The 16514-nt window shown below is 44.3% G+C and carries 6 protein-coding genes; 3 read left to right on the top strand and 3 right to left on the bottom strand.

The features are described 5' to 3' along the window. Positions 1 to 4: 4 nt before the first annotated feature. Positions 5 to 565 (bottom strand): Crp/Fnr family transcriptional regulator, encoded by a 561-nt coding sequence (locus EOV51_RS02620; RefSeq protein ID WP_128149577.1) that lies wholly within the window; start codon positions 563 to 565, stop codon positions 5 to 7. A 112-nt stretch (positions 566 to 677) separates the two neighbouring features. On the opposite strand from EOV51_RS02620, the gene EOV51_RS02615 reads away from it, so the two are divergent. Continuing rightward, positions 678 to 1007: a DMT family transporter gene (locus EOV51_RS02615; protein WP_128149575.1), complete on the top strand. Its 330-nt coding sequence runs from the start codon at positions 678 to 680 to the stop codon at positions 1005 to 1007. Position 1008: 1 nt separating this feature from the next. On the opposite strand, the gene EOV51_RS02610 is transcribed toward EOV51_RS02615, so the two are convergent. Together EOV51_RS02610 and EOV51_RS02605 are read right to left on the bottom strand one after the other, a co-directional pair. Beyond that, a complete protein-coding gene (locus tag EOV51_RS02610) occupies positions 1009 to 1962 on the bottom strand; it encodes a hypothetical protein (protein ID WP_128149573.1) in 954 nt (317 codons plus the stop codon). Positions 1963 to 2271: 309 nt separating this feature from the next. After that, positions 2272 to 3015: an SDR family oxidoreductase gene (locus EOV51_RS02605; protein WP_128149571.1), complete on the bottom strand. Its 744-nt coding sequence runs from the start codon at positions 3013 to 3015 to the stop codon at positions 2272 to 2274. 411 nt (positions 3016 to 3426) lie between these two features. Here EOV51_RS02605 and EOV51_RS02600 point away from each other — a divergent pair, with 411 nt between their 5' ends. Together EOV51_RS02600 and EOV51_RS02595 are read left to right on the top strand one after the other, a co-directional pair. Beyond that, positions 3427 to 6504 carry a T9SS type A sorting domain-containing protein gene (locus EOV51_RS02600; RefSeq protein ID WP_128149108.1) on the top strand — a complete coding sequence of 1026 codons (3078 nt, stop codon included), beginning with the start codon at positions 3427 to 3429 and terminating at the stop codon, positions 6502 to 6504. A gap of 28 nt (positions 6505 to 6532) precedes the next feature. Next, positions 6533 to 16513 (top strand): SpvB/TcaC N-terminal domain-containing protein, encoded by a 9981-nt coding sequence (locus EOV51_RS02595; RefSeq protein WP_128149569.1) that lies wholly within the window; start codon positions 6533 to 6535, stop codon positions 16511 to 16513. The last annotated feature ends 1 nt before the right edge of the window (position 16514 follow it).

The raw sequence follows: 16514 nt of genomic DNA, 5'->3' as shown, positions 1-16514 counted from the left end.
TAACTTATTTCATGCCCCGTATTCTGCTTAAGGAAACTTGAGTAATTCCAAGGTAACTGGCAATAATACTTAACGGTAATCTTTGCAATAACTGAGGTCTTTCCTTGAGTAGAAGATTATATCTCTCTTTTGCGGAAAGATAAAGTTGGTGAATTAATTTGTTTTCGGTTTTAATAATTTCATATTCAATAAATTTCCTGCCCCAGTTAGCAATTTCAATATTTTTATCATATAAACAAGTAAGGTCGCTTATCTTGATTCTGAATAGTGTACAATTTTCAAGAGTCTCAATATTTTCATAGCTTGGTTTATTTTCAACATAATTCCTCATTGAGCATGCGATACTTCCTTCTTCTCCGATCCAAAAGGTAACCTCTTCGCCGTTAATAATCCGGTAGGCTCTTATAATGCCTCGAGTAACTATATAAATATATTTTTCAATTGTATCTTGTTTGCTTAAGACATGACCTTTAGGGTACGTTGACAAATCCCACGAATGCATAAGTTCGTGTAGTGAGTTTTCAGATAAGGGATGAATAGAAAGCAAAGCTTGCTGTAATTCCATACGATGAAAATCTAATGAATTTAAATAATTAAATTATTTAACAAATGTAAAAAGAAGTATCTATATTTTTTTGGAATTTTGTAGCTCTTTAAAAAAATAGAAGATTACATTTATGAATTGGATTTTATTAGTTTTAGGAGGGCTTTTTGAAGTTGGATTTACTTATAGTCTGGGACAGGCAAGGATTTCACAGGGTAGTTCGGTTTATTGGTGGTATGGATGTTTTTTTATCTGTTTAATTTTAAGCATGTCTTTATTGATTAAAGCCACTGAACAGTTACCTCTGGGAACAGCCTATGCGGTCTGGACCGGGATAGGTGCTGTAGGTACAGTTGCGTTAGGCATACTGGTATTTAAAGAACCCGTTACTTTCTGGCGAATATTTTTTATAAGCACTCTCATTGCATCCATCATAGGATTAAAATTTGTTTCCAGTCACTAATTTACATTTTATCAATTAAATCTTTTTGCTGGTTAAAATATCTTATTCGGTGAGGTTCGCCGGATTGCGAGATTAGCACAGAATATTTTTTGAGAGAGTTGATCCAATTTTTGTGAATTTGACACACCTCAGGATCTTCAGAATTAAGGGATAAAAGAGAATAAATTTTAGTTGAGCTGAATTGTTTATTACCATATTCAAAATATAAATACGTAGAATCCAGAAATATTGATGAAAGATATATCATGATTTCTTCATGAGAGTTGCTTTTGCCATGAATGGCAAAGTTTTCAATTTTAGCAAGTATTCCGAGTAGTTCGTTCTTTAATGTGTTTAAGCTATCTTTTGAAATGAGTTCCAATTGGCTGAAATATACAATATCTTGTATGACCGATTTAAACACATTGACATCCAGTGTAATCTGTACTCTTTGAATCTGGTTGACATAATAAAAGCATTCTTCTTCTTTTTGTCGTATAATTTCCGGAATTTCAAATTCGGAAAAAGGCTGAGGGAGTAATTTTTGCTGATATACCCATTTATATAAATAAAGGCGGGATAATTCCTTAAACTCCAAAGAAAATATATACGGAATTGTATTATTTGCCATCTTCAAATGATTGGGGTACTGGCAGGCATTTTTAAAAAAACGGGTAAAGAATTCCACTCTTTGTTGATAAACATCAAATAAATCTTCATGCCCAGATAGCATATCCAGTTCATAAAGTGCATTTTTATTGGGTTCATTACGAACCAAATGATCCAAGGAAAAACCTAAACGAGAGGATAATAGTACAACTTCATCAAATGAAAAATTTATTTCCCCGCGAAGCCTTCGATAAGCAGATTCTTTTCCCATATCAAGTATTTCTGATAAAAAATCCGCAGCATTTATATTTACGGGGATAAATTCCTTGATCGTATTTATCAGCGATTGATTTAAATTTTTGTTCATAGGTTCAAATATGTTTTTTCAACTTCTGACAAGTTATTAACGCCTTGTTTGAATGATAGTCTGAAATTTTCTGACGTAGATATAAAGACGATATTTTGTCTTAATTAACAACTGAACGGGCAACTTATAAGCTATTTTACGACGAGGGTATCATTCTTATTAGTATCAATAACACTTAATTATCGATCATAACTAACATTTCAATGGCTTAACCGGTATTGGTTATTGAATTAAAATTGGGTTGTAAATATTACACCGTGGCAAAGAAATGTTCAGTTATTCCTTTGCCACCATGTATTCTTTTTGAGTTTAAAATTCCTGGGATGTAGGTCTTAATACAATTTCATTAATACCTACCTCCTTAGGCTGCTCTATTGCATACGCAATAGCTTTGGCAACCGATTCGGCCGGAATTGCACTTTTATAAAATTCAATGACAAAATCGGAGCTTGCCTTGTCTGTACTACCGTATTTAAGCTCTGAGTCTACAGCTCCGGGTTCAATGCTGGTCACCCGTATGTTTTTGCCGGCTATTTCCTGTCTCAATCCATCGCTGATGGCTCTTACGGCATACTTGGTTCCGCTGTAAACAGTTCCGCCGGGTGCAAAGACTTTTATTCCTGCAACTGAAGATAAATTGATAATATGGCCATGACCTTGCTTTAAAAAATGCGGAAGCGAATAAGAAATACCGTATAAAACTCCTTTTATATTAATATCTATCATTTTTTCCCATTCATCTACCTTATTTTCTGTCATTGGCGCTATAGCCATTAACCCTGCGTTGTTAACAATGACGTCAATCTTGCTGAATTTTTCAACAGCTTTATGTATTAAGTTCTCTACCTCTGATTTTACAGTTACGTCCGTTACAGCATATTCAGCCTCGCCTCCTGCCTCTTTAATTTTATTTACTACTTGTTTTAATTTATCTTCTCTTCTTGCTCCTAAAAATACTTTAGCTCCCAATTTTGACAGATGGTAAGCAGTTGCTTCCCCTAATCCGCTGCTAGCTCCCGTAATAACAACTACCTGATCTTTAATCATGCTCATATATTAAATTTTTAATGTTTTAATTGAATTTATAAGATAATAATTTTTTTAAAGTGATGCGTCCATGTAGCTAGAACATTTTTAAATAATCAAAATTCATTCCTTTTTTTTGGATTAATTTAAAAGAAGAAGGATTTCAAAAAGAGAGAGTTTGAGTAGGGGTTAGGTAGGGGGGGGGGATCCGGAGATAACAGATAAATCCAGGTAAAATCCTTATCCCGTATTATTTTTTATATCAAAAAGATCATAAGGGGGAGTGTAAAAGAAAAAAACGCAATATTTTTCAGTGATAAATATCCTGAAAAGCAGTAAAATAGGGTATAAAATATATAATAAGGATATAAAACAGGGTGAAAATAAGGATAATTTTTTTAACTTCGTCGGCTTAAAAAATTAATATTTATTAACTATATGAAAAAATTTTACTTATTATTCAGCCTTACCCTCAGTAGTCTGCTACAATCGCAGCAGGTACTATCCGGGAGCAGTCCCGGCGGCGTACCCGGGGCGGTATTATGGATGAAGACCGAGCCGGCCACAGCCAATTTATACGGTACCTACCGGTGGCAGGATTACTCCGGAGATTCACTCATCGTACGGTACTACGATGCCCGAGGCGGCCGTTTCGGGACAGAATACCTCGTAGATGCCCGAACCTTTTTACGTAACTACAACTTTAACCCGGGACTTAGTTTAAATAACGGGACTAATATCAGCAAAGAAATCTGGATAAAAAACAGCCCCCTAACCACGGCGACTATCATCGGCGCGATAGCCTCCCGCGGGGAGCCCAAAGACAAACACACCCGATCCGCCTACTTGCTAGGGCTTAACAGCTTACCCGGAAAAGGCGTATTGCTGGGCACCGATAAAATCATCAACAGTACCGAAAGTTCCCGGGGCGTATTAGATTACGGTTCCCAGGAAGGCTATGATCTGATGTACCACGCAGGTCAGAGTCCGGAGCCAACCCTGGAAAAATACCAGGAAAGAACACTTCGTTCGTTTGTGTATTTCCGTACGAACCAGCCCAACCACAGCATATGGGGGGAACCCCGTCACTCCGTACTATCACTAGGGTCCTTTTTCGACTCCCGCAATGTAAATAATCGTTCCGGCTTTAGCATATCCGGAACCGACGGGAATCAGTTCGAGGCCTATATACCGGAGCTGTTAGTATATGAGCGGATTCTGACCCCCGTAGAAAGGATCAAGGCCGAGAGCTACCTGGCCTTAAAATACGGATTTATGCTGGAGCGTTCCCTGCTGGGCAGTAACAACCAGTTACTCTGGGACAAAGAACAGAATAAAACCTACGACCACCGGGTTACGGGCCTTTACCGTGACGATGCCAGCAGTTTGAACCAAAAGCAGGGGAGCACCTCCTATGAAGAAACCCCTTACTTCAGTTACCAGTCGGCAGGAGATTCCTACGATCTGGCCAATAACTATAACCTGTCGAACCGTAACCGGCTGCTGGTTATTGAAAAATTCCCAGGAGAATCCATGCACGATCAGGACTATGTACTATGGGGAGACAATGCCCAGGGCAAAACAGTAGAAACCCGGGAAGATTACCTGGGGATGAAGCTGATGCCCCGCCACTGGAAAATAAAGACCAATACAGGCTTCACCTCCCCTCAAAAAGACTATGTGAGATGGAACAGCAAAGAAATAGAAGTTCAGAGCGAAGGCTTTAAGACCACGTTTTATAAAGCCGCAGGGAGCAATACCCTCGGAGAAGCCGTTACCCAGGAGCCCTTACAAGGGACTCAGGGCCAGATCTCCTTCACCCTGGGCAGCCTACCCGGCTACAGTCACATCAAATTCGGAGGAAATACCGCCGATATAAGCAGCGGGTACGATTACGGCATTTTCATAGACGAATCCGGTCGGGTGTATCCGGTGATCCAAAGCCAGGTACAATATAACCGTCCCTGGAGTCTGACCTTAAAAGCAGGCGACCGTGTACGCATCAGCAAGACCGAGAATAGCATTATAATCAGCACCAATGGCAATTCAACCCCACAATCCGGTCAGAGTCTTCCCCAGATATTTTTGGCAGCAGAAGACCGGGACAAGCCCTTTTATGCAGCCTTGTTGATGCATAAGAGCAACCGCGATGTCTGGATGAAAGACGTGCGGGTAGGCGGTATCGTAGAATCCGGCCACCGCATAGAACTCTCCTATATGCCCGGTCAGGCCGATGCATTTTCCGATTATGCGACCAATACTCAGTCGTATATTCTCATCGACCGTTCAGGCAGCGGCGAATTCAAAAAAGAACACACCGATATCTATCCCTCAGACGAATACGATCCCTACAGAAAAAAGATTGTATTTAACCACGTCTTTTTCGATACCGATACCAATGGGAGCGATGTATTCACCTTTGGTTACCGCCAGAGCAATATAGTGGCGAACCTGGAGAAACAAAACCCGGGTTGCGATGGAACAGGAGAACCCCTATCCAACGGTAGCCTTCAGGTAGAAATCCGTCAGGGCGATGCCGGATTCGAATACCAGCTGGTAGACGAGCAGACGAGCGAAGTCGTAAAAAGCGGAGTATTTTTCGGTACAAACCTTCAATTGGACAGTCTGGCAGCAGGCAATTACAAGCTGAAGCTTCAGGAACTCGGAGGGTTTCATATCCTGCCCACAGAGAATCAGTCAGACTCCCAGTCCAACAGCCACCAGAGCATAGACTGGAATCGCGGCGGTTTTTTTGAGACGACCCTTAAATCTACCGAGCAGCAGTACCAGATGGGCTTAACCCCGTATCCCGAAGGCGGGAGTGTTTCCAATATCTACATCGAAAACGGATTTGAAATCCGCCAGGGACGCCTCTATATTATCACCAACCGCCAGAAAAGCACCACTCCCTTAGCCGGAGTGTACGTAAAACCCGGCGACAAGCTTCAGATTTACAAAGATTACAACGAGCGCCAGGCGCCGTATAATGTATACTACCGCATCAATGGCAGTACCGTCTACACCCAGAGCAACCTTCGTTCCTTTAAATTCTTTATGATAAAACAAAGCGCAGGCAACAGCGGGGTCTATCACGTAAAGAACAGCAATGGCAGTAGCTGGAGCAGTCCGTTGAACTGGAATTACCAGGGAGCCCAGAGCGAGCCGAAAAGCAGCAACCTGTCCTTTACCAGTGTAGAGCACCCTGTAGTACTGGAATCCGACTGCCACAAGAATGCTCTGATAGGGCCCTATGCCCAGATCAGAGATGAGAACCTACTGTTCTACTATAAAGACTATTCCGATAAATCACAAATCACGGCCCGGGTAAAACTCAATAGCCCGTCCCCGATTCAGATAGCTTTATATGACTATGCCGGCAACCAGGTGTACAGCAAATACATCAGCGAGAGCGTCAAAGAACATACCGTAGATTTGAGCGGCTTACGCAAAGGCGTTTACATCAGCAAAGTATTCAGCAACGAAGGCGAATTAAGCAAAAAGATACTCATAAATTAAGACTAACACATAGAAAAAAATACATATAATGATGAAATTAAGCTCTAAACAAGCTCGATGCATATCTTATTTTCTGCTCTGGCTGATGGTGGTACAAAGCTTTACCCCCTATCTGGCCGGCAGGACGACAAGCAAAGCAAACCTATCCGGGCGGATCACCCCCCGGGCAGAATCCTCGGGGTTGTTGACCCCGGGAATCCCGGGAGCCAGCCTCCCAAGTATCCCCCGCTTACAGACCCCTTCGGTCTTAGCAGGAGCAATCCCAGCAGTAAGCACGACCCTTCATTATTCCTCGGATTTAACCGAAGGAGAAATAGGTCTGTACAACCAAAGAAGTTTCGATAACCCCCAGGATAACGTATTCAGCATCCACCTGGATCGTCAGCCCGAAGCCGGTCAGCAGGTTTACCTGAGCTATGACCTGTACGGAGTAAGCGATAAAAGCGGCGTTACCCGCAGTATCAACGACCGCGCGTCCCGCGGGGGCTATCTGGTGAGTCTCCATAACGGCTGGAGTCACCAGCGCGAAGAAATAGCTTCCAACTGGCTGAACGCCGGAGAAAACCGTATTTATTTCACCGTACCCCAGGGCGCGACCTACGGGTATAAAATAAAAAATCTTCAGATAGAAGTATCCACGGTACCTGCCAGTAGTTCCCCACTGCAATGGGAATCCGTAAGTTATCAGGATGGGAATACCTACGTACGCGGATATTTTGCCGATCAGCGCGAAGGAGAGGTTCAGCTCAACGGCCTGTCGAGCCCGGTGTACCAGGGCGAATTCGAAGCCGTATTAAACGGAGCCGTATCCCAGGTAGAGTTACAGAGCCAGGGGCAGACCTACGCACAAGTCCCCCGGATTCTTTCCGGGAGTGCCCGCTACCGTTTTTCAACAGAAGAAAAACTAGTACGAAAAACCTTCGATTTCAGCAAAAAACAGGCAGCCAACCAACTGAACTTTCAGGGAGTTCAATTAGAAGTCCCCGGCAGTCAGTTAGTAAACGATAAAAAAATCACGGTACAGAATTTACGATCCGTAGACTTACCGGCCTTAGACATGGGCTTGCACAATGTGACCTCCCAAAGCCGGGGGTATCGATTTTTACCCCACGGAGAACACTTCCGCCCGGGAGCCGTAGTCAAACTCGCCTACGATCGCAGCAAGCTTCCCAGCGGCTATACCGAACAAGACATCCGCACCTATTACTTTGACCTTCAGACCAAACATTGGGTGGCCTTAGAAAGAGACAGCGTAGATACCAAAAATCAGGTGATCATATCCCGCACCACTCACTTTACCGATATGATCAACGGAGTCATCCAGGCGCCGGAATCCCCGGAGACCAGTGGCTTTACCCCTACGACCCTGAGCGATATCAAAGTAGCCGACCCCCAATCAAAAGTTAACCAGGTAAGCGCCCCCCAGTCCAACAACCGGGGAACAGCCTCCACCGGGTACAGCTTTGAAATGCCCCCAGCCCGAAACGGGATGAGTCCCTCCTTAGGAATCCAGTACAATAGTGACGGAGGTTCCGGCTGGTTAGGCGAAGGCTGGGATTTGCAAGTACCCGGCATCTCCGTAGAGACCCGTTGGGGCGTTCCGCGGTACCACAACGATCAGGAAACCGAGACCTACCTGATGGACGGAAGCCAGCTGGTTACCCGCGGAGCAGATGGCAAGCCCTCTTTAGCCCACCGGGGTAATAAGATTGCCCGGGAAGCCGACCGTTATTTTTATCCGCGAAAAGAAGGCAGCTTTGCCACCATACAGCGAAAAGGAAGCCATCCGGGCAATTATACCTGGGAAGTAACCGATAGAAAAGGGACAAAATACACCTATGGAGGCAATCAGGGAGTAGTCAAAGGACGCTTTACCGATGTTTCAGGACAAAGCCGCGAGGTGATCTCCGAATGGAAGCTCTCGCGAGTAGAAGAACTCCATGGCGACTGGATTGAATACCACTACGAACCGGTCTCAGAAGCCGTACGCGGAGGACTTACCTCCCAGGCCGTTTACCTGAAAGAAGTACGTGCGGGGAACAAAGGAAGTTCGGCCCATACGGTAGTAAAATTCCAGAGAGACCAGACCAAACAAAAGCAAACCAGCAGTGCTCGTTACGGATACCTGACCTCACAAAATCAGCTGCTTACCCAGGTAGAGATATACTTTGAAGGCCAGAAGCTTCGTGAGTACAGCTTTACTTATACCCCCGGAGCCTTTTACAGTGATTTACTACAAAAAATTACCCACAAAGACGACCAGGGAAAAGAATTTACCAGCAATACCCTTACCTACCATGACCCGGTAAAAGAAAAAGGAGCCCTGTACGGAGAACCCGAAACCTGGAATACCTACGACGATGGTATTTCGGCGGATTTTGTCAATGCTGTTTCCCGTTCCCAACAGACCGGAGATTTTACAGACAAAGCTACCGCCCTGGGAGGTTCTAAAAGCATTAGTCAGGGAGGTTCCATCTATGTAGGAGTTGGTTGGGGTGGAAATATAACATCTAAAGTTAATTCAGGTGGAGCAAGTTTTGGGTATTCTTACTCAGAAAATAAAGGGCTTTCAACCTTGGTGGATATTAACGGGGACGGAATACCTGATAAAATTATAAAGAAAAATACCGGATTATATTATCGTCCCGGAAAAAGAGACGGCAGCTTTGGAGAGAAGATCAAAATCCAGGGAATCGACCAGTTTTCAAGCTCGTATACCAATACAACTTCTTTTGGAGCTAGTGCACTTGTAGGAGCAGTGAATTTAGTTACCATAACAGGAATGGATAAAGAAATTTCCACTACCAAAGTAAGTCGTTATTTTGCAGATGTGAACGGCGACGGTTTATTAGATTTGGTTGTAGGGAACAAGGTCTTATTTAACCATATACATAAGGATGAACAAGGCAATTTGATACCTACCTTTACCAGCAGCAGTACAGATACCCCGAGTCCGATTATGGGGGGCGGTAAGATAGATGATAGCGATACAGCGGTAAGCGAAGAGGAAAAGGAAGAAATGATCGCCAATAATCCCTTACAGGATGTAGTCCGCGTATGGGTAGCTCCTTATTCAGGAATGGTCAAAATCAGCGGAAATGCCCGTTTACTAGCTCCCGAAGGAGAAGTAGACAAAGAAGTTCTGGCTAAGGCTGATGGCGTACGTCTGGCAGTTCAGCATACAGGAACCGAACTAAAATCGATAGTAATAGGGTCTACAGACTACAGCCTTAAAAATATGGCCGTAGCTTCCTTTGCTGTACAAGCCGGAGAGAAAATTTACTTTCGGGTACAATCAGGTACAGACAGAGCCTCTAACGGAAACTTCGATCAGGTGGACTGGAGTCCTCAGATTACCTATACGGACGTAACCGCTCAGGAAGATCCCAATGGATATACGCTTACCTATGAGGCAGGAAAGGAAACCTTAGCTTATCAAAGTGGAGTCGTAATGCTTCCGCAGGTGGCATCTTATACAGTAAAAGGATCCTTTACCAAACCGGTAACCTCCGATAAGGTAACCCTTAAAATACTGCTTGGAGACTCCGAAGAAGTTTATCGACGGGAGTTTGCTGCTGAAGAAGAGTACGACGGAGAACTGGAAATTCCGGTTGCCAATAGCCAACAGGCAGAGCAGTTACAATTTATCATGGACTCTCCGACGTATATAGCCTGGGAAACAGTAGAGTGGAAACCGGTGGTTCATTACCAGCAGAAGGTAGATGTTTCCGAAGGCGTAAGCCAGCAAATAGAACAAAGCCAGCCCGCGGGCGTACGGATTGCCACTACTTACCAGGTGGCAGTAAGCCCGGAAAGTCCGCAAACTATCACCCATTCCGGAAAAGGAACGCTGGTTCTTTCCTTGCAGCAGAAACCTTCGCTAACCGCGGAACAGTTAACCGCAATTAAAGGGGATTTTGAAGTAAAAGTCAAAGATGTCTCAGGGACCTTCCATAGCGGTAGTCTGAAAGTAGAAAACGGACAAATCACCGAAGGTGCTACGCAGGAAATAGACTTACCCCAAGGTAAGGTATGGGTAGAACTATACAGTACCAATGTCAGCCGCAAAGGATTAGACCATTTGAAATCCGTTCAGGCAAGCATTACCGATAGTTTACATGTTCAGACACAATCCACAGCAGGGGTTTACCGCAATTGGGAACTACAGGGTTACGGTCCGTTGCATCGCCAGTGGGGACATTTTTCCTACAACGCGATGAATAAGAGATCTCAAAAACCTATCGAAGAATCCCTGTTACAACTTCCGGAAACCGAAGCAGAGGCTGATCCGAGAAAAATGGTATTTATACCGTTGCATACGGATATCCAGACCCGGAGTTTCTGGCAGGGAAATGATTCTCAGGTGTATATAAACAAAGCCGTGATGAGTTCTTCCCGCTTGGGAATCAAAGATGTGATTTTAGAAAACCCATTGACCGGTTTAGGAAAATCAGATAGTACGGATTCATTATGCATCAACGGCGGAACAGCCATCGGAGTACGCCAGGAATCTAAAAATGAAAGCACTTCACTATTAATGAGTGAAGGTGTACTTACCCGAAGCAAAGCAGAGGGTAGAGGACAGTCTCTATTAGCATTTATGGATATGAATGGGGATGGTTATCCGGATATAGTATCTAAAGGTCAGGTACAGCTAACCAATACCCGGGGAGGATTTGATGGAGAAATTGTAACTAAAGACAGAGGCTATGCAGGCTTTCAAAATACCGCTTCCCGCAGGATATCTTTAGGTATAGGAGGAAGTCCTGTGCATGCGTATTCATTTATATCAACAGCAATAAAAAGCTTAGCAACAAAAAATAAAGGCTCAGAAAAAGAAAAATCGGAGAGTTCATCCAATTCCAATAGCAATTCTAAATCGGCTTCACTCTCTTTTAGTGTTAATGCTTCCATAAATAAAGCAGAAGATGAAACCTACGATAGTTTTACAGATGTGAATGGGGATGGGTTACCGGATAAAATTCTAAGAAACAAACAGGTACGGATTAACTTAGGATACAGTTTTTCGGAACCGATAGATTGGGAGTTAGATAAAATACAAGAAGGAAGTAGTCAGGATGTGACTTTGGGATTAGGTTATGATATTGGCAAATCCAGCTGGTCTGTAGGAATTGGATTGGCAGCCTCTAAGATAAAACCGGAATTTATGTTGATAGATATCAATGGTGATGGATTAACGGATAAGGTCAGAGTATCCGGATCTACCGTTTATGTCTCTTTAAACAAAGGAAATTCCTTTGCTCCGGAAATAGAATGGAACGGTTTAAGCAGACCTAATCGTTCAACTTCCGTAAGTGAGTCTCAGAATGGAGCATTTACGTATGGTTTTACTTTATTTGGAGCTACAAAAATGGTTTTGAATCCTTCCGTTAATACAGGGCGAAGTATGAATCGCATTTTGTCAGACTTAAAAGACGTAGATGGCGATGGTTATTTAGATATCGTAAGTTCCGACAAAGAGAACCAGTTACAAGTACAACGTTCGTTAATCGGAAAGAGCAACAAGCTAAAAACCGTAACAAACACCCTAGGAGGCAGTTTCAGTGTGGACTATACACGTTCCGAAGCCACCTATGATCACCCGGGAGGAAAATGGGTACTATCAAGCGTAGAAATCAATGACGGAATCCATGATGACGGAAGTAACACCCGAATGGAATACCGTTATAGCAAAGGAAAACATGACCGCCACGAGCGGGAGTTTTTAGGCTTTGGCAAAGTAGAAAGCCTGAGCATCGATACCGAGAATAATAATCAGGTGTATCGCAAGCACGTTCAGGAATACGACGTGAGCAACTACTACCGTGCCGGGAACAGTTTGCGCAGCAGCGTAGAAGATGCCCAGGGGAAACTCTATAGCGAAAGCATCACCCGTTACTACCAGTACGAAGTACGTCAGTCAGGGAAAAACAACTATACCCTAAGCAATACGGATTTATGCGGCGATACCCAGTCTTCATATACCCCGGTACAATACACCCGCAGCACCGTCTACGAAGGACAAAACGAAGGGATGGTAGCCAACGAAAGCTGGTACGCCTACGACACGCAGGACCAATACGGCGAATTAGTACGTTACCGGTACAGTGACAGCGGCAGCTTAGGCGAGCAGGGCAAAGGAAGCTATAACTACGAAACCCGTATCCGCTATACCTCCAACCCGTCTAAAAACATCTACGGATTACCCGTACAAGTACAAGTATACGGCAGCCAGGGAACCCTTTACCGGGAAGTACAGGCGAGCTACGATACCCAATATGCCAACCACCTGACCCAGGTGCGCCAGCGATTAAATGAACAAGGCGAAGAATCCGTAACCGATATCGTTTACGATAAATACGGAAACATCACCCAAAAGACCCTTCCGGGCAACCAGAAAGGCGAACGCTTATGGTATAAATACCGATATGATAGGGAATACAATATGTACCTGGAGCGCATTGACGATGCCTACGGCTACACCAGCGAGCTGGAGAATTACGATTACCGTTACGGAGTACCACTAAGCACCAAAGACTACAACGGTTACTATATGGCCACGACCCTGGACAACCTGGGAAGAATCCGGACCATTACCGGACCGAACGAAATGGAGCTGGGACTACCGTACACGATCAAATTTGAATATGAGCCCCATGCCGAACTCGCCCAGGATGGCAGCATCCAGCGTCCGGCCTATGCCATAACCCAACACTACGATCCGCAGCACCAAGGCAATGATATAGAAACCATCAGCTTTGTAGACGGAGTAGGACGCGCCCTGCAAGTAAAAAAAGACGGAGTACTTACCCAGACCGATGCCCAGGGCAGTCATCCCGAAGATAAAAAAGTACTGATAGTAAGCGGCAGAAGCAAGCTCGATCCGTACGGACGAGTAGTAGAAAGCTACTATCCGGTCAGCGAAGACCCATCCCAACGGTTAACCTTTAACCGCAGCTTTGATGCCGTAACCCCGACACGAACCCGTTACGACATTCTGGACAGAGCCCTGGAAACCGTGCTACCGGACGAAAGTGTGAGCCGTATGAACTACGGAATCGATACCTCCAGCCGTACCCTGGTTACCACCGTAACCGATGCGCTGGGAGGAAAACAAAGCACCTATACCAACGGCTCAGGACTTACCCTGAAAACCGAGCAATTATCAGGCCCCTCAGGAACCATCAGCACAAGCTTCAGTTACGATGCCATTAACCAGCTGCTCACCGTTACCGATACCGAAGGGCAGCAGACCCGCTCGGAATATGACCTGGCAGGTCGCCGCATCCAGGTTCAGCACCCAAGTGCCGGAACCACACAACTAAGCTACGATGCCCTGGGGAATGTTATCAGCCGCCAAAGCTCGAACTTAGCCGCCAGCGGGAAACAGATTAAATACGAGTACCAGTATGCCCGTTTAACGAAGATCCTATATCCCGAGCATCCCGAAAACAACGTTACCTACCACTACGGCGGCAAAAATGCCAAAGAAAACCGGGTAGGACGAGTAGTCTTACAAGAAGATGCCACCGGAGCCCAGGAATTCAAATACGGTCGCTTAGGCGAAGTAACCGAAGTACGCCGTACAGTGATTATCCCCAACCAGGCGATAGCCACCTACGTAACCAAGACCAAATATGACAGTTGGAACCGTATCGAACAAATCATCTATCCCGATGAAGAAAAAGTAGAATACAAATACAACACAGCCGGTCAGTTAGTACAAGTAAAAGGCAGCAAAGCCTACAGCTACAACTACGTAGAGAAAATAGGCTATGACCAATTCGAACAACGCAACTATTTAAAATACTGCAACGGTTCAGAAACCAGTTACACCTACGATCCACAAAGAAGAAGGCTGAGCCAGCTACAAGTATGGACGCAGTCCCGTAGCAACAGTACCACTCCAAGAACCCAGATCATGGACAACCGCTACACCTACGATGCCGTAAGCAACGTACTAAGCGTAGCCAACCAGGCCCCCTTACCCGGCAATGGGAAGAACCTGCAGGGCGGACAGATGGAGCACCGTTACAGCTACGACGGGCTGTACCGATTAACCGGAGCCAGCGGAACCTATACCGGAGCCGACCAGAAAACGGCCCGTTACCAGTTAACGATGGCCTATGACAACCTTCATAACATCACCCGCAAAACCCAGGACGTAAGCCAGCAGAATTTGGCATTCCAGGGCGGGCTGAACGCCGGATACGATTTGGTGTACAACTATAACCAAAGCAAGAAAAACCAGATAGAGCAGCTGGACGACACGAACTATCGCACCGAAGAGAAACAAGAAGAAGAAAAACGCGAGCAGAAGAAAGCGTACCAGTACGATGCCAACGGGAACCTGGTGTACGTGAACACCCGTTTAAAAAAACAAGACCAGAGCGAAAGCGACAAGACCAATGAGCGCAAGCTTCTGTGGGATGAAGAGAACCGCCTGCGCGCCCTGGATGACAACGGATACGTAAGTAACTACTGGTATGATGCCAGCGGCGAGCGAGTAATCAAAACCAGTGGCGAGAGCGAGCAGGTATATGTAAACTCACTCTTTGCCGGAGGAGTTACCCAGACTAACCGCTTCAGTGCCTACATCAACCCGTATATGGTCGTAGCCGCCGGAGGCAAATACACCAAACACTACTACATAGGCAGTCAGCGGGTAGTAAGTAAGCTCGGCGATCTGGAAAGCTTCGGAGCCGACCCCAGAAGAATTGAATATGCAGGAGCCACCCTGGACGGAATAAAAATAGACTGGAAAGGCAAGTACCAGCAGAGTCTGCAAGACATCCGCAGCAACTATGCCCACTTTGAAGTACCCTATAACGGGAAAGACAATGACGACTATGTGAACGGACAAGGCTTCTGCTGTAGCGATGACCAGAGCACCAGCAAGCAAAGCAGCAGCAAAGCCACCGCAGGCACAGAACCCGTGAACTACGAAAAGCTGCAGTATTACTACCATGCCGACCATTTGGGAAGCAGCAGTTATATCACCAGTTTAGACGGTGATATCGTACAACACGTAGAATATGTACCTTTTGGCGAGGTTTTTGTGGAAGAACGTAATAACAGTTGGAATACCCCTTACTTATTTAACGGTAAGGAGTTGGATGAGGAAACAGGTCTTTACTATTACGGAGCGAGATACTACAATCCTAGGGAAAGTGTATTCTTATCAGTGGATCCACTTACAGAGATGACAGGTACTCCTTACCAGTATTGTTATCAGAATCCAGTAAAGTATATAGATCCGACTGGTATGAAAGCTGATTGGCATGAAGATGGGAATGGGAATTTAGTTGCCGATAAGGGTGATAGTGCAGGTACACTGGCAAAAAAATTAAATATGTCTCAAAAGGCAGCAGAAGAAATGTTAGAAAAACAAGGTTATAAGACATATGAGAGGGATGGAAAACGTTATACTCAGATAAATCAAGGAAGTAAAGTGAAATGGTATTGTAAACTTTCCGATGCACCAAAATCTAAATCAAAAAGTTCTGGAAATGCACAAGGAGCTAGTTCTACTAGCAATACTACTTCTGGATCTAATGTATCAACGACGACAAAATCTATAGTTACTGAAAGAGAATTAATTCCTAATCCATTAATTTCCGTTACTTCTAATGTAACAAAAACTTATGGAAATGCGGGTATGTTTAATACAGATTCTAAAGTAACTAATGGAATTAATGCTTCCCAAGATTATCAGTTTAATTTGTTAGATCTTATTAAATCAAATACTGAGGTATCTTCAAGTTCTATTTCAATGGGAGTCGGAATATCTGTATTTGGATTAAATGATGTATCAGCAGGAGTAAAACTAGATTCAAATGTACTCAATTCTGAAATCAATGTTGGGATTTCTGAGGATATTAATCGAGATAATACTAGTACAGGTAGTAGTATTGGTGTTAAACCTTTAGGGATTTTAGTAATTCTGGGGATAATGAAATCAGGAAATTTAGCACCATTATTAAATCCTCAAACAATACTTAGTTATTAAA

Source organism: Apibacter raozihei (assembly GCF_004014855.1).
Lineage (GTDB): Bacteria > Bacteroidota > Bacteroidia > Flavobacteriales > Weeksellaceae > Apibacter > Apibacter raozihei.
The sequence above is the reverse complement of the archived record's forward strand: the minus strand, read 5'-3'. Positions and strand labels throughout refer to the sequence as shown.